Source organism: Herbaspirillum sp. CF444, assembly GCF_000282135.1.
Lineage (GTDB): Bacteria > Pseudomonadota > Gammaproteobacteria > Burkholderiales > Burkholderiaceae_D > Herbaspirillum.
The window spans coordinates 53,717-72,760 of sequence record NZ_AKJW01000015.1 but is presented as its reverse complement, the minus strand read 5'-3'; the positions used below and the strand labels follow the sequence as shown (position 1 = coordinate 72,760).

Below are 19,044 nucleotides of genomic sequence, written 5' to 3'. Positions count from 1 at the left end.
CCCCCCGGCGCCTATTTCGGTTTCGCGCACTTTGGCGGCGAAACGGTCGAGCACGCCGTTGACGTACTTGTGGCCGTCGATACCGCCGAAGGATTTGGTCAGTTCAACGGCTTCGTTGATGACGACCTTGTACGGGATCTCGATGTTGTTCTTCAACTCGAAAGCACCGATCAACAGTGCGGCATGTTCCACCGGCGACAGTTCGGTGATGGGACGATCGATCAGCGGCGCGAGACCGGCGCGCAAATCGGCGACCTGCTTGATCGCACCGTACAGCAGCACGTCGAAGTGTTCGGCATCGGCCTTGTCGAAACCATGTGCTTCGCGGATGTGCGCTTCGATGGCGCCGGCGTCCTCGTTGTTGAGCAGCCATTGATACAGGCCCTGCAGCGCGAATTCGCGGGCGCGGTGACGCGGCGTGCGATTCTTGCTCGGGTTGGCGTGTTGATTTTTATTGGTCATGATGAATAGGGTAAAACCGGTTCGATACTGGATACAAAAATGAAAAGATGCATCGTCATCGGCTCAGGCATTGCCTGCCATGGTGCGAGCGCCTTTTCCGAGGGTGCTTATTCTTCTTCCGTCACCTGCGCCAGCTCGTCCAGCGCCAGCGCCAGGTTGGCCATCTCGACGGCGACGCGGGCCGCGTCTGCACCCTTGACTTCCATGCGCGCTTCAGCCTGCTCGTCGTTTTCCGTGGTCAGGACCGCGTTGGCGATCGGGATGCCGGCATCGAGGCCGACGCGCGTGATGCCCGCGCCGGATTCGTTGGACACCAGTTCGAAGTGATAGGTCTCGCCGCGAATGACGGCGCCCAGCGCGATCAAGGCGTCGAACTGGTCGGTCTCGGCCATCTTTTGCAACGCCAGCGGAATCTCCAGCGCGCCCGGCACGCTCACGTGCAGGACGTCTTCGTCCTGCACGCCCAGGTGCTTGAGTTCCGCCAGGCAAGCCGCCAGCAGGCCGTGGCAGACGTCTTCATTGAAACGCGCCTGTACGATGCCGATACGCAAGCCGTCGCCATTCAGATCCGATTCGTAAGTACCTATAGTCATGGCTTTTCCTTATACGCAAACTTGCGCTTCTGTTGATGGTGAATAGTGTTGCGGCGACCGATGTTGCGGCAATGCATCCGATAGAGCAAAGATCTGCGCTGGTCAGGCTTCCGGCTTGGCGCGATACCCCGTGACTTCCAGATTGAAACCGGTCATCGACGGCATCTTGCGCGGACTGGCCAGCAGCTTCATTTTGCAGACGCCCAAATCTTTCAGAATCTGGGCGCCGATGCCGTAGGTGCGCAAGTCCATGCGTTCGGCGCGCGTGGGCTTGACGGCATGCGTGTTGTTCAAGGCTGCGAACTGGGCAAACATCTGGTCCGCCGATTCTTCGCAATTGAGCAGCACGACCACACCGCTCGGCGCCGCCTTGATGGCCGCCATGGCCGAAGCCATGTTCCACGAGTGCGTGGTCGCTTCGGTCTCCAGCAGATCCAGGATCGATACCGGCTGATGCACGCGCACCAGGGTTTCTTCGCCGGGACGGATGTCGCCATGCACCAGCGCCAGATGAGCGCCGCCGCTTGGCGTGTCGCGATAGGCGATGGCCTTGAAGCTGCCATGCACGGTATGCATCTCGCGCTCGGCCACGCGCTCGATGATGCTTTCGTGCTGGCTGCGATAGTGGATCAGGTCGGCGATGGTGCCGATCTTCAGTTTGTGCTCTTCGGCGAATTCCAGCAAGTCCGGCAGGCGCGCCATGGTGCCGTCGTCCTTGAGGATTTCGCAAATCACGGCCGCCGGCGTCAAACCTGCCATCTGAGTCAGGTCGCAACCGGCTTCGGTATGGCCGGCACGCATGAGTACGCCGCCCTTTTGCGCGCGCAGCGGAAAAATATGGCCAGGCTGCACGATGTCGGCCGGCGTCGCGTTCTTGGCGGCTGCAACCTGGATCGTGCGTGCGCGGTCGGCGGCGGAGATGCCGGTAGTAACGCCTTCGGCGGCTTCGATCGAGACGGTAAAATTGGTGCCGAACTGGGTGCCGTTGCGGGTCGACATCATCGACAGGTCGAGACGGTCGCAATGTTCTTCGGTCAACGTCAGGCACACCAGGCCACGCGCGTACTTGACCATGAAGTTGATGGCTTCCGGCGTGACGAAATCGGTGGCCAGCACCAGGTCGCCTTCATTTTCACGATCTTCTTCGTCGACCAGGATGACCATGCGTCCGGCGCGCAGTTCGGCGACGATTTCTTCTGTTGTTGCGATAGGCATAAAGAATTCCCTCAGTAGCCCCGTATTTTAAAGGATTTGCGGTCGGCCTACCGCTTCATTCATGCCTCATCTGCAGGCGGATGACTTATTCCAGCGTGACCAGTTGCGTATGCGACAACGCTTCCATCAGCAAGGCCGGATCGCCCAGCGCCAGCCGCTTGGAGTCCGACAAGGTCTGGCGGAAGGCGCGCGCGCCGGGCATGCCTGCCATCAGGCCGAGCATGTGGCGCGTGATGCTGTTGAGGCGCAGGCCTTTGCCGCCGTCGCCGTGCAGCGCCAGTTGCGCGCTCGCATAGGCCATCATCGCTTCGATCACTTCGCTGCGGTTGGCCTGGACGCCGCCGTCGAGTTCAGCGTAATAGCGCGCGTCGAAACCGGCCATCAGGAAAGGATTGTGATACGCCTCGCGCCCCAGCATGACGCCGTCGACGTGCTTGAGATGCTCGTCGATCTCCGCCACGGTCTTGATGCCGCCATTGATCAGGATTTCCAGCTCGGGGAAATCGCGCTTGAGGCGATAGGCGTAGTCATATTTGAGCGGTGGGATTTCACGGTTTTCCTTGGGGCTCAGGCCTTTCAGGACGGCGTTGCGGGCATGGACGATGAAGGTCTTGCTGCCGGCTTCGGCGATCTTGCCGACAAAGTCGCGCACGAAATCGTAGGACTCGACGTCGTCGATGCCGATGCGGTGCTTCACGGTAACGTCGATGGAAACGGCGTCGCGCATGGCTTTCACGCAATCGGCGACCAGCGTGGGCTCGGCCATCAGGCAGGCGCCGAAAGCGCCCTTCTGCACGCGTTCGGACGGGCAGCCGCAATTCAGGTTGATCTCGTCGTAACCCCATTGCTCGCCCAGCTTCGCGCTTTTGGCCAGATCGACCGGCTCGCTGCCGCCGAGTTGCAGGGCGACGGGATGTTCTTCTTCATTGAAATTGAGATGGCGCCCGACATCGCCGTACAACAGCGCGCCGGTCGTGACCATCTCGGTGTACAGCCAGGTATGGCGCGTGATCTGGCGATGGAAGACGCGGCAGTGCCGGTCGGTCCAATCCATCATCGGGGCGACAGATATCCTGCGAGGCCCGTATTTCGGCGCTAAACCGCTCTGAAAGCGGCTTTCTACGGGGATCGAGATATTTTGAGAACTCACAAAAACTAACGTTAATTAATGGTTTATCATTCGCCACTGGACAAAATTTGGACAAAAACTAGAATTAATTTTGACCAATAGCAACTATTCAGAAAATCGGCAAGCGGTGACGGGCAAGAGTTCGGATGACTGGCTTTCCCGCCATCAGCGAGATATTCGATACGAAGGCGCAGGCCACGAGCTGGGCCACCGAGCAAGAAGCCGATATGAAGGCGCGCAAATTTCAGGCCCCCCGCATTATAGCTGACAAGACTTTGGACTTCCTGATCGGCAAATACGTCGAGGAGTTCGGCACGGCCAAGCCTTTCGGCAAAAACAAAGCCGCTGTCCTACAGAATCTGAAGCTCGCCCTGGGCGACGTCCTGCTGCCCTATCTCACTGGCGACCGCCTCATCGAGTTCGTCAAAGTGCGCCTGGCCGGCAGCGAGACCAAAGCCGCTGCCGGCGGCGTCACCATCGCCATTGACCTTACCTATCTCAAGACCGTGCTGAAGGTGACGAAGGAAATGTGGCGCTACCCCGTCGACCTGACCTGCATCGACCAAGCGCGGCAGTATCTGAAGCACGTTGGCATTTCGACAAAGTCAGAGGAACGCACGCGCCGCCCCTCTCTATTAGAGATAGAAAATCTCTGCACCTATTTCAAGATCAAACAACGCCAGGTCGTGCCGATGTGGGATCTGATCCCTTTCGCCATCGGCACCGCCATGCGCCTGGACGAGATCATCAACCTTAAGTGGGCCGATCTGAACGAGGTCGACCGCACCATCATCATCCGCGACCGCAAGCACCCCAGAGCGAAAAAGGGGAATGATCAGGAGGTGCCACTCTTGGGCGACACCTTTGACATTGTGAAGCGCCAGCCGCGCAACGAGAAGGAACCGAGGATATTCCCCGTCACAGAAGGAACTGTCAGCAGCATCTTTCCGAGAGCCTGCAAGGAGCTGAAAATCGAAGATGTACGGTTTCACGATCTACGTCACGAAGGTGTCTCCCGACTCTTTGAACAGGGATACCAAATACACCAAGTCGCGCTAGTCTCGGGCCACAAGGATTGGAAGATGCTGGCTCGATACACTCAGATTCGAGCGAAGGATCTTCATCGAAGTTAAGTCGTCCTACTACCATTCATCAACATGCTCGTGAGTTGGCCTAGACCGGCTCTTGGAACGAAAATGGTCGTCTCTTCGTCAGTGACAGGGTTAGGCGACAATAATCTAGACGGCGCACTGCACGTAAATCGATCAATCGCATAACCCCTGAGAATGTCCAGAATGAATTATCATGCCATCGTCTCAATAAGGAAAAACAAGAGAGGTTGCGAATGCTAATACAAACAGCCCGTGCGGCAAAGGCCGTCCCGCCAACGGACCTAAACTTGCTTCAGGCGCAGTTAGACCTAGAACGACGAATGGTGTCTTTTGATAGCTACGACATGACGGTACGCCAAATCTTCGAGATGTTCGTCGAAGACGCGATTTTTGTTCCGCCAGAATATCAACGACAATTTGTTTGGGATCCAGCAAGGTCGTCGCAACTAATTGAGTCAATTTTCCTTGGTATCCCTGTACCAAGCCTGTTTATGGCGACAAACTCAGATGCCACTTGGGAGATCGTTGACGGCGTACAGCGTATGTCAACTCTCATTCATTTTATGGCAGGCGCCAAAATTGAGCTGTTGGAACGCATCAATCGCGAGGCTGAACTAACAATCGACGGCCTTGAAAAGGTCACTGAATTAAATGGGAAACGATATTCCGATCTTCCGAAGTCACTGCAGTTACTTTTTCAAACACGACCGATCAGAGTAACGGTTCTCAATGACAAAAGTGATTTGAGTGTTCGTTTCGACTTGTTTGAACGCCTCAACACAGGAGGTGTCCTTCTCTCGAATCAGGAAATCCGAAACTGTATTTTCCGAGGCCCCTTTAACGAACAGTTAAAGAAACTCGCGACCGATACACACTTCCGAACTGCGGTTAGACTGAAAGACTCCGATACTCGCAATGGTACGGCACAGGAGTATGTTCTGCGATTCTTTGCCTATCTCGATGACCGTCAAAAATTTCAACATAGCGTAAAGGGTTTCCTCAACGACTATATGAAAGGAAACGCTAGGCAGAAAATTGCTCCAACGAATGTGAAGTTATTTAAAAATACCATGTCGTTGTTGGCAACTGCATTCCCAAATGGGATCACTCGAGGACAAGCCAGCACTACATCAGCGGTGCTGTTTGAAGCACTATCGATTGGCCTCGCAGAAGCGCTCCGTTCAGGCAAGCGCGTCAAACATGAAAAACTGCCGTTATTAGTTGCGGACGCAAGACTAAAAACACTGACAACTGGAGCGACCAATAGCAACAAGATGCTATCTGGCCGAATCGACCATGTCATCAAGAACCTCACCACATGACCTCGACAATCTCCCGTACTGAGATTGATGTGCGGATGTTAGAAGTGCGCACACTACTGTCCTTTATCAAAACTCAGGAATCTACTGCAACTCCGCCTGTAGATAGCGATGATGTGAAGATAATTAGAGGCTTGTTTTATGTGCACTTATATGGAGCCTTTGAAAAATCAGTGAATGAAGTGGTGATACATGCTCTCCGCGAAATCGCCTCGATGAATATAAAACACGGTCATGCGGCTTTGGATTTCCTACCGGTGTCGTTAGCACAAACATTTCAATCTCTACAAAGTCCTACATCAGATGCTAAATGGGGACAACGAGTAAAATTCGTGCAATCGATGCAGTCGCTCGACGTTTGCAAAATAAAGGACGACATATTTGCTGATCAATTGCAAAACGTCTCGCCGACGAGGCTAATAGAAATTCTTAACTATCTCTGCATCACGCAGCATGAATTTGTGCAGACCGATTTACTTGCGGTGAGTGAAGTTGTCGAAAAGCGCAATCAAGTTGCCCACGGGCGGACTAATCCCCTACGCGTCGGATCATCTGTCAAAAGTAGCGAGCTGGAAGGTCGTCTCCAATCAGTGCTATCAGTAATGGACCAGTTGATTCTATGCGTTGACAATGGATTGGCTGCAATGAAATTCGTAAAAAACGAATTTCATGCCGAGTACGCGGCGCAGTAAGTCGTTAGACTTGAACCAAAAGACCGGATAACGCAGGGTATTCGAGAGCCGCGTGTCATATGCGGCCACTCAAATCAATACCCTCAATTCTTCCCCGGACAGCCTGCCCCTTGCTATTGCTTCCCGCCGTAGCCCTTCAGGCCGGGTACCGTCGCGGTAGAGAACGAAAACGTCCACCAGTATTCCGGCTTCGCTGGGCTGCGCAGAGTCTTGCGGCCCCCTGGATACTTGCCCATGAAGTTACCGGCAGCGGGATGAGTCGATTTATCAGTCATGGCGCACCCTGATCATTCCGCTGCCGACTCATTTTTCAATCGAACGTGCATCTTCTCGATGCCAGCATGAATGCCACCGCCGACCACCAGCGCCACCGGCAATATGGCCTCAATTTCAAGCCGATCCATCCGGAGCAAGGTGCGCAACCGTCTTACTTCCCAGAGTAGCTCTAAGACTTCCGAAGAGGGATTGCTTTTTGCCAACGCTTTCAGTCGCGGCAATAACAGAGGAAAAGACGCGGAGGTCATAACGCCAATACCACTGTACAAAATAACTGTATATATTAGTTTATGCAAAGTTCGGCACCAGCTCAGTTTGTCAGGGTCCGAAGTGCCATACCTGCCCAATAACTCAAATTGTCATGTTAAATTTCATGATCAAAAAAAGGAAATCAAGACATATGGACGATCTCTTGGGGCTCAGCAAGCCTGCGGAAAAAATCATTGAAGTCGTAAGCGCAGGGATAGGGACGCTGTATCGTCCTCGCGCGATGCGCAAGGAAGCGGACGCCAAAGCGTATGAAATACTGAAAATCGGCGAGGCCAACAGGAAGAATGCCCTCGAAGAACGAAAAGCCGAGGCACAAATGCTAATGCTAACAGACCAAGCCATGACGCCTGAGATGCTTGCACTTGCAGAGCGTGCGAAACAACGGCTTTTGCATCGAGAGGTGAAGCGGCAAGCGAACTTAGAAGCTATCGCCGATTATGCTTTAGCCCACGCGCCGTTGGAAGTACCAGAGACTGACGTTAACCCTCAGTGGCGCGATAGATTTTTCCAGCACGCAGAAGACGTGTCATTGGAGGAACTACAAGAAATTTGGGGGAAAATATTATCCAAGGAAGTTTCAAAACCAGGCACTTTTAGCCTGCGAACGTTAGAAATTCTAAGCAACCTATCTGCGACAGAGGCTCAACTATTCGAGAGGTTTTCCCGCTTACTTGTCTTCGGGCGGTTTGCTCTTAAAATCCTTGTGCCAATCAACCCGCATACGCTTGATTTCGATTTCGAAACAGATATTGTTCAAAGTGATGGCGATTTGAATTTCGAACACATCATCCAGCTACAGCATGCGAATCTGATACACGCGGCTGACCTGTCGCTTCCAATTCAACTAGATCAAAGGAGCGAAGCTGAGCGAGTAGGCATTTTACGTTTCAACGACATTTGGTTGAGACTGAGGCATCAAACCGCCACTGTATTGAATTTCGGCGCATATCGAACCACTCAGGCCGGGGAGGAACTATTAAAACTAATTCCTCCCCGTCCAAATAAAAAATACCTCACTGCTCTTAAAACTCATATTAAGCCGCAGGGTGTCACACTTGATTATGGCGTGGCGATAACACCAGCGGGCGGTCTGATTGGCAACTTCAGAGAGATCGAAGAACTTCCGGAGGAATAGTCTGTAAAAATCATGGCAGCGCTGTACTTGTCGACGCAGGAATTGAGGTCGCGCACGACGTCGTCCGCGTCTGCTGCGATGTCGAGAACAGCTTCAGCGTCCGCTGGCAAAAGGTAGGCTCGCGCTTGTTGATTCCCAGCGTCGGTAACTGCACCGGCTGAGCTTCCACTGTTCGTGTCGGGGGCAACGCGGATTGACAGCCGCTCAGCGCCGTCGCGCAACTTGCCGCGCAAAATATCCAGTTGAGTTTTCGCATCGTTTTTCTCCTTCAGATTAGCCTGAGTTAAGTTGTTGAACGTCGCCTGCCCTGCACGCTCTGCTTCACGGTAGCGCTCGTTAGCAGCATTGAGCTTTTTCAACGCGTCATTGTCGGCCTTGTCCATACGGCCGTTGCACGCGACTGCGTCGACCTTCCCGCGCCGGTAGTCGCCGCACCAGTACGATGCTCCAGCCAGTGCGATCAACAGTAGCCAGAGACGCGGATCGAGATAACTGATCATTGCTGTTCCTTTTCGATATGAGAATGTGCAGACGTCTGCACAGCGTTACAACAGAGCTTGACGAGCGAGGTTGTAATGTGTGAGGCGAGCCGCATAACCGATGGCATCGCCGACCTTCTGAGTTTTGCGGCCGATATTGAGGACATCGCAGACGCCGTCGAAATCGCCAGCGTCGGCAAACTTAGCCATGCCGTTCACGTTCCAGTACCAACCTGCAGACCGCATCGCGCCCTCAGGCGTGCGCAACCAGTCGCCAACCTGGTGCAGCGGAATTCCGAAGTAAGCAGCACATTGCGCATGGCCATCATGAAATGTGCACATGAAGCCGCCGGCGCCACGGAACATCCAGCCGTCGCCGCTGGCCTCGTCCCCATTGCCGCCGCGATTGGCGTAGACATTGTTGGCGATCGCTACTGCGTTACGGTCGAGGCATTTAGCTAGGTCGTTGGGAGCATTGCACGGCCGCGTTGGCAGGTCGGACGCTGCAGCCGGCGGCGTGACCTTGACGTAGTTGCCGGCACCATCCTTTTGCGCGTAGCGACTCGGCCATGTGTTGGCCAGGCCGTCCGCGCTGTAGCTGAGGTTTTCATCGAGCCTGGCCAGTTGGCTTGTTTCCACCGCGATCTGCGGAATGAACATCGCCTGGTGAAGCGGCGCCAGAATGCCGAACTCCTGCATGGCGGCGTTCAACGGCTCCAAAAACAACAATGCCCGCTTGGCGGCGGGCATGATGGCTTGCAGTTGCTGCACGTTCATAGTTTCGTCTCCTTTGAAACACTTGGATTGCGTTGCGGCGGGAACTGCCCGGAGACCCTCACCTTGTACCGCGCGCCGGGCGCCGTCATGAGGAAGCGGGCGATATTGCCCTTGGCATAGAAGACTGCCAACAGCACGGCGGCATTGACTGCCAAATCGGACCAGTCAACGGGCGAAAGATATTCGCCCGTCAAGATACGAATGGCCGTCCAGCCATAGGCCACCAGAAGCAAGTACGCGACGACCGACATATGGACCTTATGCCGTGCGTGTTTCTTGCGATAGAACATCAGCCGGCCGACCACAAGCAGCGAAATGACCAGCTGAGCGATCAGCAGCACGCGCTGCAGGTCGATGTACGGATGGATAAGCTCATTCATCTTTCTTGGTTCCTTTCATCCGGCTCAGCATCGAGCCGAGGTTGATAATGAAATCGGCAAAATTCATGTTGCCGGCCCAGTCAATCCCCTTATTCAGGATCGTCACCACCAACGTCGCAGCGATCAGTGACGCCACACTGCGATCGTGAATTGCCGCCATACGCATCAGTTCCGGCGATGTGAGGTATCCCGCCATCATGGAAACCAGGAAGTAAACAAAAAAGCCCTGGCCATTACTGGCACAGGGCTTTCAGATGACACGCACAAGAATGTGACGGTGCAGTCATTTACACCGTCTGATTCTTAGAAGCGTCAAGCAACTGGCAGAGCTTCCGAAGCAGCCAATATCAAGCTACCAAAGAAATGGCGCTTGAAGGTTGACGGATCGTCCTCGCCGAGCGCGATGCTATCGCACGGCGCTGGTCTTGCGGTGTTCCCAAATTTATCAAAGAACAACGTTGAAAGTTTGACCCATTTTATCTCCTCAGGTGCAGTCGCATCCGGGAGTACGGCCAACGAGAACTGATATGCACCGTAAATTTCCTTGTCATGGTTCACCAGCCCAAACGCTGCGGCAATCTTGCCGAACTCTGTTTGCAGCAAGAAATCCGTGGCGAACGTACCGTTCGTGAGCTGAAAACTCTCAAAACGATTGGCAGTGCCGTTGGCCTCCGCCTTAGGAGCTGTCTCCAACAGCGCTTTGAAACGTGCCGCAATCGCCGTGACTTCTTTGACAGCATTTAAGAAGCTAACCGCCTGCCCTATTTCATTTGGATCCATATACCCACCTTGTTCTTGTTGAAGGGCATCCAATATAGCAAGCCCTTAACATACGAACGGGTATAAAAAAGCCCCGATGAATTTCTTCATCAGGGCTTTGAACGTGACTGCGTCGAGTGTGGCGAAAATATATGAAAGCAGCGGTTTTCCTCGCAATGAAGTACGAGCGACTGACGATGAAGCGCGAAGAAGTATGTGACGAGATTGGCGTCGTGCGCGGAACCGCACACAATCTTCTATCGGCAGGGGCATTCCCCATACCAACTCGCAAAGAGGGGCGCAACCGTGTCGCCGACGTTAGGGATGTAGGGGAGTACCTTGACATGCAACGGGAACGAGCTAGAGCGCTTCACAAACCGCCCAGACCTTGACTCCGTTGAAAGAGCAGGAAATAAAAAAGCCTCGAAAATCGAGGCTCTTTTTTTAATACTATTATCGTTTAATTTTTACCCGAAACTTCCGGACCGTCGTACTTTACCGTGAGCAAATCTTTCAATGAAGAGACACCTTTTGCTTGCTCGAATCGACGGCGCAGTTCTTCCACAGCTGCGGTCGTAGGATTACCTGCGAGCTTGCGAGGACCGCTATCAACTTTTGCGTGTTGTGTCTTCATGATGAACTCCTGCGATATAAGGCTTCGTCATGTAACGAAGCTTTTTTGTAACGACGACGTCACTATAACCTAGATTCTGATACGCCGCTATGACCTGTGGCACCGGATCCAACAGGCGAACACGTGGCTGGAATCCTCTAGCCTCACTTTTTGTTGCTACGGAATAAACGTCAGCAGCAAATAGTGCTAAAGCAATAATTTTTCCTTTGAGTGGGTGCGATGCATCCGGATATCCTTCAATATGCGTCACAGAGAGCCACTGACCGCCTTTGGATATACGACCAACAACCAGACCGCACAAAATCTTATTCTTCCAGAAAGCAAACTCTAAGCGACGCGGATGGCTATTGTCCAAAGTCTTCTTAATGCTCCCGAACCAATCAAAAGAAACCAAGCGCTGGGGATGATTGCGCCAGTACCTATCAAAATGGGACTGAGCGTCAGAATTTAAAGCTGTCACCACTATGCGTTCACGTTGCTCCGCTAACCACTCTTCCTCAACGTAAGTTTGTGTAGTCGCCCTGATCGCAGCATATTTCACCCTCGCGGCTTCTAAATTTTGACTCTCCGATTGGCGCACTGTTCCCCAACATTCTTAGTTATTTGACTATGGAGATTTTACCCTACCGGCCTCCCTCGATCGCAGCGAAGCAGAGGGCTTTGACCTCAGCTAACAGACAATAGCGCAGAGAGAATTGGACAAAAAATGGACAATCACATCTAAAAAATCTTATTTTAAAAGGATTACAGAGCTAATTCAGTCCAGTCCGTCATAGGCGCTACGCTGATTGTTCTCGGTCCGTAAGACATGCACTTTTCCTAATGAGATCCCAGCATCATGCCGGGAAGCTACACACCATATTCATTGTCGAACTTGCTTGAGGCCCCTAGCGAGAGGCCTGCAGGCGAGTTACAAATAGAAAGCCCGCAACGCTTGCACGTTGCGGGCTGGTGTCCCCTCTATCCTCTTGAGAGATAGGATTTTTATACTGCGGGGGTGATTCTGCACCACAAACCAGCATTAGTCATTTCGCATCGCACAATTTCGGTGCTCGGATAAAAATCCGGCAGAAACTGTAGGCAAATGACATCACTTTTCTACAACAGCAATTCGAGAATGGCGCCGTAAGCGCCTGCCCGCAAGAGATTGCCATAAAAACCATCGAGGCAAAAAAAAACCCGCTCACCTTGCGGTTGCGGGCTTAAATCCAATTCTTTAGGAGGAAATTGGAGGAGACAGGTGCAACTATATGGCACTGCATCATGAATGTCTGCTTTTTTGTGCTGATATCAGGTATTCACAAAACAAATATCAGCACTTCGCAAACTGCCCAGATGCCCTCTCTCCGCCCTTCCAGCCTAGGCCAGGCTGCAGCAAACTGCGCCCAGACTGCCACGCCGCTTATCTTACGCGTCGCGGGATGCCTTTTTACGCTCATGCTCCTTCAGGAAACGCTTGCGCAGGCGAATGCTCTTCGGCGTGACTTCAACCAGTTCGTCGTCGTCGATGAATTCAACCGCGTATTCCAGCGACATTTCGATCGGCGGCACCAGGCGCACGGCTTCGTCGGTACCCGACGAACGGACGTTGGTCAACTGCTTGCCCTTGATCGGGTTGACGACCAGATCGTTGTCGCGCGAGTGGATACCGATGATCATGCCTTCGTAGACCGGATCGTTGTGGCTCACGAACATGCGGCCGCGGTCTTGCAGTTTCCAGATCGCGTAAGCAACGGCAGCGCCGTCGTCTTGCGAAATCAGCACGCCGTTGCGACGGCCGCCGAGTTCACCCTTGCTGTTGTCCACCGGCGCGTAGTCGTCGAACACGTGGCTCATCAAGCCGGTGCCGCGCGTCAGCGTCATGAATTCGCCCTGGAAGCCGATCAGGCCGCGAGCAGGAATACGGTATTCCAGACGGACGCGACCCTTGCCGTCCGGTTCCATGTTTTGCAGATCGCCGCGACGGCGACCGAGTTCTTCCATGACGCCGCCCTGGCTGGTTTCTTCGACGTCGACGGTCAGGTTTTCATACGGCTCGTGGCGCACGCCATCAACCATCTTGAACACCACGCGTGGACGCGACACGGCCAGCTCGTAGCCTTCGCGACGCATGTTTTCGATCAGAATGGTCAGATGCAATTCGCCGCGGCCCGACACTTCGTAGGTCGAGTCGTCGTTTTCCGCCTGCACGACGCGTAGCGCCATGTTGGACTTCAGTTCGCGATCCAGACGGTCGCGGATCTGACGCGTAGTCACGAACTTGCCTTCGCGGCCGGCCAGCGGCGAGCTGTTGACCATGAAGTTCATGGTCAGGGTCGGTTCGTCGATCTTGAGCATCGGCAGGCCTTCAGGCGCGTCCGGTGCACAGATGGTGGAACCGATGCTGATTTCTTCGATGCCGTTGATCAGGACGATGTCGCCGGCCAGCGCTTCTTCAACCTGCACGCGTTCCAGGCCGCGGAAGGTCAACACCTGGTTGATGCGCGCCTTGGTCGGCTTGTCGTCGGGACCGTTCATCCAGACCACGTCTTGCAGGCCGCGCACGCGACCGCGCAGGATACGGCCGACGCCGATCTTGCCGACGTAGGACGAATATTCCAGCGAAGTGATTTGCAGTTGCAGCGGACCGTCCGGGTCATCTTCACGCGCAGGAACGTGTTCCAGGATCGCGTCGAACAGCGGCTCCATGTTGCCGTCGCGGACGGTGTCTTCCAGACCGGCGTAACCCTTGAAACCCGAGGCGTAGACGATTGGGAAATCCAGTTGCTCGTCGGTTGCGCCGAGCTTGTCGAACAGTTCGAAGGTGGCGTTGACGGCCTTTTGCGGATCGGCGTTTTCGCGGTCGATCTTGTTGACCACGACGATAGGCTTCAGACCCAGTGCCAGCGCCTTGCGCGTCACGAAACGCGTTTGCGGCATCGGACCTTCTTGCGCATCCACCAGCAACAGCACGCTGTCGACCATCGACAGCACGCGCTCCACTTCACCACCGAAGTCGGCGTGGCCCGGGGTATCGACGATGTTGATGTGGGTGCCCTTGTATTCCACGGCACAGTTCTTCGACAGAATGGTGATGCCGCGTTCTTTTTCGATATCGTTCGAATCCATCACGCGGGCATCAACCTGCTGGTTCTCGCGGAAAGTACCCGACTGACGCAGCAGTTGGTCGACGAGGGTGGTTTTGCCATGGTCAACGTGGGCGATGATGGCGATGTTGCGAATAGCGCGTTTATTGTTTGACATGATTGAGTTAGTTTGGTCTGCCGAATCCTGAGAGGCGCGCATTATAGCATGTTGCGACGCACGAACTTAAAAAGCCTAATAATTTCAAAGAGTTGCTGTACTTTCATTCCAACTGGCGAGTACCGCAATTACTGCTGCTACAAACCGCTAGTTCGACACCGTCGAAATCAGCCGTTCCGGCGCCAGGATGCCGAATTCCTGCATCAGCCCGGTGCCCAGAAGGCGCCCGCTGCTTTCCTGATAAACCCGTGCCCGGCCTGATTCTGCGGGCAATGCGATACCTTCCTTGCCAAGCGCCAGACGCTGCCCGTGCAAAAAACGCTCGGTCAGCACATCCGTCAGCATCACCGCCGGAAAAGTCGTCAGCAAACCGTCCACCGGCAGCAAGGCTTGCGTGCGCTGGCCGTCTTCCAGCGCGATGAACTGGTCGAGCGTCACGCTGCCCTCCAGGGTCAACGCGCCGACACCGGTGCGCCGCAACTGATTCAGATGGGCGCCGCAACCGAGCAATGCGCCGATATCTTCGCCAAGCACGCGGATATAGGTGCCCTTACTGCACATCACGCGAATTCGCAAGAACGGCGCTTCGTAGCCCAGCAGTTCCAACTGATGAATCCTTACCTTGCGCGCTTCGCGTTCCAACGTGATGCCGGCGCGCGCATATTCGTACAAGGGCTTGCCGTCGCGCTTGAGCGCGGAATGCATGGGCGGCACTTGTGAAATCTCGCCGCGAAACTGTTGCAACGCCGATTCGATCTGCGCCAGGCTGACATCAACCGGTTTGGTACTCAGCACCTCACCTTCGGTGTCGCCGGTATTGGTAACGATGCCGAGATGGACAACGGCTTCGTACGTCTTGTCCGCTTCCAGCAAATCCTGCGAAAACTTGGTGGCCTCGCCGAAACACAGCGGCAGCAAACCGGTCGCAAACGGATCAAGCGTACCCGTATGTCCGGCCTTGAGCGCGTTGAGCAGCCGCTTGGCCTTGATCAATGCGTCGTTGCTCGACCAGCCCACCGGTTTGTCCAGCAGCAGCACGCCGTGTACGGGCACGCGCGGAATTTTGGGAGGGCGGGGTTGCGAAGGCGAAGAATGCGCCATGAGTGTCAAATCCGGAGAAATCGTCAATCGATGCGGCGATGGCATGCCTCAAATCTGAAGCATCAGGCCATCGTGGAAAACTCAGTTTTCGTCGGCATCCTTGGCGCGCGTGGCATTGGCCTCGTCGATCAGGCGCGACATTTCAATGCCGCGCACGGTCGAGTTATCGTGCACAAAATGTAAATCAGGCAGCGTATGGATCGTCAGACGACGGCCCAGCTGGCCGCGCAGGAAACCCGACGCCTTGGACAAACCGGTCAGCGTGTCCTGGATGGCCTGTTTGTCGTCCTTCAGCGTCGTGAAGAAAATCTTGGCATGCGCATAGTCCGGCGTCACTTGCACTTCGGTGATCGTGACCATCCCCACACGCGGGTCTTTCAACTCGAATGCGATGATTTCCGACAGATCGCGCTGAATCTGATCGGCGACGCGCAGACCGCGCCCTGGAATGGATTTGCTGTGTTTTGCCATGCTGGGAAACTGACCTCGGCCGTCTCGCCCAAGCGGGACGGCATAAAAATTCTGTGATGCTATTGAATGAAACAAGGCGGGTGTTTGCAGCGCAGACACCCGCCCTCGTGACGACTGAGAGAATTACAAAGTACGCGCGACTTCCTGTACTTCGAAAATCTCCAGTTGATCGCCTTCCTGGATATCGTTGTAGTTCTTCAACGACAGACCGCACTCGAAGCCCGATTTGACTTCCTTGACGTCGTCCTTGAAGCGCTTGAGCGAATCCAGTTCGCCGGTCCACAGCACCACGTTGTTGCGCAACAGGCGCACCGAGGAACCGCGCTTGACCAGACCTTCGAGCACGTAGCAACCGGCGATCGAACCGACCTTGCTGACCACGAACACCTGGCGAATCTCGACCAGACCCAGGGCCTGTTCGCGCTTCTCCGGCGCCAGCATGCCCGACATCGCCGCCTTCACTTCGTCCACCGCATCGTAAATGATGTTGTAGTAACGGATGTCGACGCCGTTGGCTTCGGCCAGCTTGCGGGCGGATGCGTCGGCACGGGTGTTGAAGCCGATGATGACCGCCTTCGATGCCACCGCGAGGTTGACGTCGTTCTCGGAAATACCACCGACCGCCGCATGCACCACCTGAACACGCACTTCGGCGTTGGACAGTTTTTGCAGCGATTGCACCAGCGCTTCTTGCGAACCTTGCACGTCGGTCTTGATGATCATCGGCAGGTTCTTGACCTCGCCTTCGGCCATCTGTTCGAACATGTTTTCCAGCTTCGCGGCCTGCTGCTTGGCCAGCTTGACGTCGCGGAACTTGCCTTGGCGGAACAGACCGATTTCGCGCGCCTTGCGCTCATCCGTCATGACCAGTACTTCTTCACCGGCGCTCGGCACTTCGGTCAAGCCCTGGATTTCAACAGGGATGGACGGACCGGCTTCGGTAATGCTCTTGCCGCTTTCGTCCAGCATCGCGCGAACGCGACCGTAGGCCGAACCGGCCAGCACGACGTCGCCGCGCTTCAGGGTACCGGACTGCACCAGAATCGTTGCCACCGGACCGCGCCCCTTGTCGAGCTTGGCTTCGATGACCAGGCCCTTGGCCGGGACGTCGATGGCGGCTTTCAGTTCCAGCACTTCGGCTTGCAGCAAGACGTTTTCCAGCAGGGAGTCGATGCCCTCGCCGGTCTTGGCAGACACGGAGATGAATGGCGACTCGCCGCCGTATTCTTCCGGCACGACGCCTTCGGCAACCAGTTCCTGCTTGACGCGATCCAGATTGGCGCCCTGCTTGTCGATCTTGTTGATCGCCACGACCAGCGGCACGCCGCCGGCCTTCGCGTGAGCGATCGCTTCCTTGGTCTGCGGCATCACGCCGTCGTCGGCCGCCACCACCAGAATAACGATGTCGGTCGCCTTGGCGCCGCGGGCACGCATCGCGGTAAACGCTTCGTGGCCCGGGGTGTCGAGGAAAGTGATCATGCCGCGCGGTGTTTCCACGTGGTATGCGCCGATATGCTGGGTAATGCCGCCGGCTTCGCCGGAGGCAACCTTGGCGCGGCGGATGTAATCCAGCAGCGAGGTTTTACCGTGGTCGACGTGACCCATGACGGTCACGACCGGTGCGCGCGGCAACAGTTCGGCGTCAGGATGTTCGGCGCCCTCTTCCAGCAATGCCTCAGGATCGTCCAGCTTGGCGGGATGCGCGCGGTGGCCCATTTCTTCCACCACGATCATGGCGGTTTCCTGATCCAGCACCTGGTTGATGGTGACCATCTGGCCCAGCTTCATCAGATGCTTGATGACTTCGGAAGCCTTGACTGACATCTTGTGCGCGATTTCGGCGACAGTGATGGTTTCCGGAACGTGCACGTCCTTGATGACCGCTTCGGTCGGCGCCTGGAAATTGCTTTCGTGGTCGTCGTGATGCGAATTGCGGCGGCCCTTCGGACCTGCACGCCAGCCGTCGCGGCCACCGGTACCGGTGTTGCCGCGCGTCTTCATGCCGGTGCCGCGCTTCTTGGCGGCGTCGTCTTGCCAGGTCGATGAAACGTTGGCCGACTTGATCGACTTCTTGTCGACGGCGACCGGCGCCTTCTTGTCGTCCTTCTTCTCGCCAGGCTTTTTATCGGCCGGCTTGTGCAAGGTGCCTTCGGATGTCTTGGTCGCAGCAGGCGCCGGCGCGGGCTCGGGAGCCTTCACCACGCGGCGCGGCGCATTCATCATGGCCTTGATCTGTGCAACTTCGTCCTCCACCGCCTTGCGGGCACGCTCGGCAGCGGCAGCACGTTCAGTGGCTTCCTTGGCGACCTGAGCAACCTTCTTCTTGGCTTCTTCGGCGGCAGCGCGCTTCTTCTCTTCCGCGGCAGTATCTTCCGCAGCCTTGGCAGGCGCAGGCGTACCGGCGCTGGTCTTGGCTTTTTCAGCCGCTTCCGCAGCAGCCTGACGTGCTTCTTCTTCAGCAGCTTGTTTGGCTTCCTGTTCGGCTTTTTGCGCTTCCAGTTCTGCCGCCTTGGCTTGCTGGATCTTTTCAGCCTCGAGTTGCGCCAGACGTTCTTGCTTTTCACGCAAGTCGGCTTCCTGACGGGCGATCAGCTCAGCGTGACGACGCGCTTCTTCAGCACGACGCTCGACTTCCGCCGGATCGGTTGCAGGGGCAACGGCCGGAGCAGCCGCGACTTCTTCCGCAGCAGGTTCATCGCGCTTGATGAAGGTGCGCTTCTTGCGCACTTCCACTTGAATCGTGCGCGACTTGCCGGTGGAATCGGCTTGCTTGATTTCAGTCGTTTCTTTACGGGTCAGCGTGATTTTCTTCTTTTCGCCTTCCGGAGCTGCTCCGCGCACGCGGCGCAAGTGCTCCAGCAGGCGGTCCTTGTCTTCTTTTGACAAAGGATCGGACTCGGAGCTTTTTTCAACTCCGGCAGATCGCAGCTGGGTCAGTAGCAAATCCGCCGGCATTTTCAGCTCGGTGGCAAATTGGGCTACGTTGTTACTTGCCAT

The 19,044-nt window shown here is 55.5% G+C and carries 20 protein-coding genes; 4 read left to right on the top strand and 16 right to left on the bottom strand.

Annotated elements, in window-relative coordinates:
- From nusB to dusA, 4 genes are all read right to left on the bottom strand, one after another.
- A partial coding sequence (nusB, locus tag PMI16_RS02745; protein ID WP_007876186.1) for a transcription antitermination factor NusB occupies positions 1-462 on the bottom strand: 462 nt, incomplete at its 3' end.
- 107 nt (positions 463-569) lie between these two features.
- A complete protein-coding gene (gene ribH / locus PMI16_RS02740; protein ID WP_007876184.1) occupies positions 570-1,055 on the bottom strand; it encodes a 6,7-dimethyl-8-ribityllumazine synthase in 486 nt (161 codons plus the stop codon).
- 102 nt (positions 1,056-1,157) lie between these two features.
- A complete protein-coding gene (gene ribBA / locus PMI16_RS02735) occupies positions 1,158-2,270 on the bottom strand; it encodes a bifunctional 3,4-dihydroxy-2-butanone-4-phosphate synthase/GTP cyclohydrolase II (protein WP_007876182.1) in 1,113 nt (370 codons plus the stop codon).
- A gap of 85 nt (positions 2,271-2,355) precedes the next feature.
- Positions 2,356-3,399, bottom strand: a complete 1,044-nt coding sequence (dusA, locus tag PMI16_RS02730; RefSeq protein ID WP_051994568.1) for a tRNA dihydrouridine(20/20a) synthase DusA — start codon at positions 3,397-3,399, stop codon at positions 2,356-2,358.
- A gap of 146 nt (positions 3,400-3,545) precedes the next feature.
- Here dusA and PMI16_RS02725 point away from each other — a divergent pair, with 146 nt between their 5' ends.
- The 3 genes from PMI16_RS02725 (at position 3,546) to PMI16_RS02715 (ending at position 6,522) form a co-directional block, all read left to right on the top strand.
- A complete protein-coding gene (locus PMI16_RS02725) occupies positions 3,546-4,532 on the top strand; it encodes a site-specific integrase (protein WP_007876177.1) in 987 nt (328 codons plus the stop codon).
- Positions 4,533-4,744: 212 nt separating this feature from the next.
- A complete protein-coding gene (locus tag PMI16_RS02720; RefSeq protein ID WP_007876175.1) occupies positions 4,745-5,833 on the top strand; it encodes a DUF262 domain-containing protein in 1,089 nt (362 codons plus the stop codon).
- Positions 5,830-6,522, top strand: a complete 693-nt coding sequence (locus PMI16_RS02715) for an MAE_28990/MAE_18760 family HEPN-like nuclease (protein WP_007876173.1) — start codon at positions 5,830-5,832, stop codon at positions 6,520-6,522. Before PMI16_RS02720 ends, PMI16_RS02715 begins: the two co-directional genes overlap by 4 nt.
- A 287-nt stretch (positions 6,523-6,809) precedes the next feature.
- Here PMI16_RS02715 and PMI16_RS25665 read toward each other — a convergent pair whose 3' ends face one another.
- On the bottom strand, positions 6,810-7,046 hold the full coding sequence (locus PMI16_RS25665) for a hypothetical protein (protein WP_157212503.1): 237 nt from the start codon (positions 7,044-7,046) through the stop codon (positions 6,810-6,812).
- A gap of 152 nt (positions 7,047-7,198) precedes the next feature.
- Between PMI16_RS25665 and PMI16_RS02710 the strand changes: the two genes are divergently transcribed.
- Complete coding sequence (locus PMI16_RS02710) at positions 7,199-8,203, top strand: DUF2806 domain-containing protein (RefSeq protein WP_007876163.1); 1,005 nt, start codon at positions 7,199-7,201, stop codon at positions 8,201-8,203.
- Here the strand turns inward: PMI16_RS02710 and PMI16_RS25150 are convergent.
- From PMI16_RS25150 to infB, 11 genes are all read right to left on the bottom strand, one after another.
- A complete protein-coding gene (locus tag PMI16_RS25150) occupies positions 8,128-8,703 on the bottom strand; it encodes a lysis system i-spanin subunit Rz (protein WP_007876162.1) in 576 nt (191 codons plus the stop codon). The genes PMI16_RS02710 and PMI16_RS25150 overlap by 76 nt on opposite strands.
- A 45-nt stretch (positions 8,704-8,748) precedes the next feature.
- Entirely contained in the window at positions 8,749-9,459 is a 711-nt protein-coding gene (locus PMI16_RS02705; protein WP_007876160.1) for a glycoside hydrolase family 19 protein, read from the bottom strand.
- Entirely contained in the window at positions 9,456-9,839 is a 384-nt protein-coding gene (locus PMI16_RS24935; RefSeq protein WP_007876159.1) for a phage holin family protein, read from the bottom strand. The genes PMI16_RS02705 and PMI16_RS24935 overlap by 4 nt, the downstream gene beginning before the upstream one ends.
- Positions 9,832-10,047 (bottom strand): hypothetical protein, encoded by a 216-nt coding sequence (locus PMI16_RS25660; protein WP_337469032.1) that lies wholly within the window; start codon positions 10,045-10,047, stop codon positions 9,832-9,834. Before PMI16_RS25660 ends, PMI16_RS24935 begins: the two co-directional genes overlap by 8 nt.
- A gap of 104 nt (positions 10,048-10,151) precedes the next feature.
- Positions 10,152-10,619, bottom strand: coding sequence for a hypothetical protein (locus PMI16_RS02695; RefSeq protein ID WP_007876157.1), 468 nt, complete (start codon positions 10,617-10,619; stop codon positions 10,152-10,154).
- A 439-nt stretch (positions 10,620-11,058) separates the two neighbouring features.
- Complete coding sequence (locus PMI16_RS25655; RefSeq protein ID WP_007876155.1) at positions 11,059-11,232, bottom strand: hypothetical protein; 174 nt, start codon at positions 11,230-11,232, stop codon at positions 11,059-11,061.
- Complete coding sequence (locus PMI16_RS25650) at positions 11,207-11,773, bottom strand: hypothetical protein (protein WP_157212501.1); 567 nt, start codon at positions 11,771-11,773, stop codon at positions 11,207-11,209. The genes PMI16_RS25655 and PMI16_RS25650 overlap by 26 nt, the downstream gene beginning before the upstream one ends.
- A gap of 866 nt (positions 11,774-12,639) precedes the next feature.
- Positions 12,640-14,475 (bottom strand): translational GTPase TypA, encoded by a 1,836-nt coding sequence (typA, locus tag PMI16_RS02685; RefSeq protein ID WP_034378954.1) that lies wholly within the window; start codon positions 14,473-14,475, stop codon positions 12,640-12,642.
- 147 nt (positions 14,476-14,622) lie between these two features.
- On the bottom strand, positions 14,623-15,576 hold the full coding sequence (truB, locus tag PMI16_RS02680; RefSeq protein WP_007876150.1) for a tRNA pseudouridine(55) synthase TruB: 954 nt from the start codon (positions 15,574-15,576) through the stop codon (positions 14,623-14,625).
- A gap of 81 nt (positions 15,577-15,657) precedes the next feature.
- Positions 15,658-16,047 carry a 30S ribosome-binding factor RbfA gene (rbfA, locus tag PMI16_RS02675; protein WP_007876149.1) on the bottom strand — a complete coding sequence of 130 codons (390 nt, stop codon included), beginning with the start codon at positions 16,045-16,047 and terminating at the stop codon, positions 15,658-15,660.
- A gap of 123 nt (positions 16,048-16,170) precedes the next feature.
- Positions 16,171-19,044: a translation initiation factor IF-2 gene (infB, locus tag PMI16_RS02670; RefSeq protein WP_007876147.1), complete on the bottom strand. Its 2,874-nt coding sequence runs from the start codon at positions 19,042-19,044 to the stop codon at positions 16,171-16,173.

Bases quoted from the DNA above. Each gene is read 5' to 3' on its own strand.
- ribH (WP_007876184.1), bottom strand. From the start codon at position 1,055: ATGACTATAGGTACTTACGAATCGGATCTGAATGGCGACGGCTTGCGT.
- ribBA (WP_007876182.1), bottom strand. From the start codon at position 2,270: ATGCCTATCGCAACAACAGAAGAAATCGTCGCCGAACTGCGCGCCGGA.
- PMI16_RS02725 (WP_007876177.1), top strand. From the start codon at position 3,546: ATGACTGGCTTTCCCGCCATCAGCGAGATATTCGATACGAAGGCGCAG.
- PMI16_RS02720 (WP_007876175.1), top strand. From the start codon at position 4,745: ATGCTAATACAAACAGCCCGTGCGGCAAAGGCCGTCCCGCCAACGGAC.
- PMI16_RS02715 (WP_007876173.1), top strand. From the start codon at position 5,830: ATGACCTCGACAATCTCCCGTACTGAGATTGATGTGCGGATGTTAGAA.
- PMI16_RS25665 (WP_157212503.1), bottom strand. From the start codon at position 7,046: ATGACCTCCGCGTCTTTTCCTCTGTTATTGCCGCGACTGAAAGCGTTG.
- PMI16_RS02710 (WP_007876163.1), top strand. From the start codon at position 7,199: ATGGACGATCTCTTGGGGCTCAGCAAGCCTGCGGAAAAAATCATTGAA.
- PMI16_RS25150 (WP_007876162.1), bottom strand. From the start codon at position 8,703: ATGATCAGTTATCTCGATCCGCGTCTCTGGCTACTGTTGATCGCACTG.
- PMI16_RS02705 (WP_007876160.1), bottom strand. From the start codon at position 9,459: ATGAACGTGCAGCAACTGCAAGCCATCATGCCCGCCGCCAAGCGGGCA.
- PMI16_RS24935 (WP_007876159.1), bottom strand. From the start codon at position 9,839: ATGAATGAGCTTATCCATCCGTACATCGACCTGCAGCGCGTGCTGCTG.
- PMI16_RS02695 (WP_007876157.1), bottom strand. From the start codon at position 10,619: ATGGATCCAAATGAAATAGGGCAGGCGGTTAGCTTCTTAAATGCTGTC.
- PMI16_RS25655 (WP_007876155.1), bottom strand. From the start codon at position 11,232: ATGAAGACACAACACGCAAAAGTTGATAGCGGTCCTCGCAAGCTCGCA.
- typA (WP_034378954.1), bottom strand. From the start codon at position 14,475: ATGTCAAACAATAAACGCGCTATTCGCAACATCGCCATCATCGCCCAC.
- truB (WP_007876150.1), bottom strand. From the start codon at position 15,576: ATGGCGCATTCTTCGCCTTCGCAACCCCGCCCTCCCAAAATTCCGCGC.
- rbfA (WP_007876149.1), bottom strand. From the start codon at position 16,047: ATGGCAAAACACAGCAAATCCATTCCAGGGCGCGGTCTGCGCGTCGCC.
- infB (WP_007876147.1), bottom strand. From the start codon at position 19,044: ATGGCAAGTAACAACGTAGCCCAATTTGCCACCGAGCTGAAAATGCCG.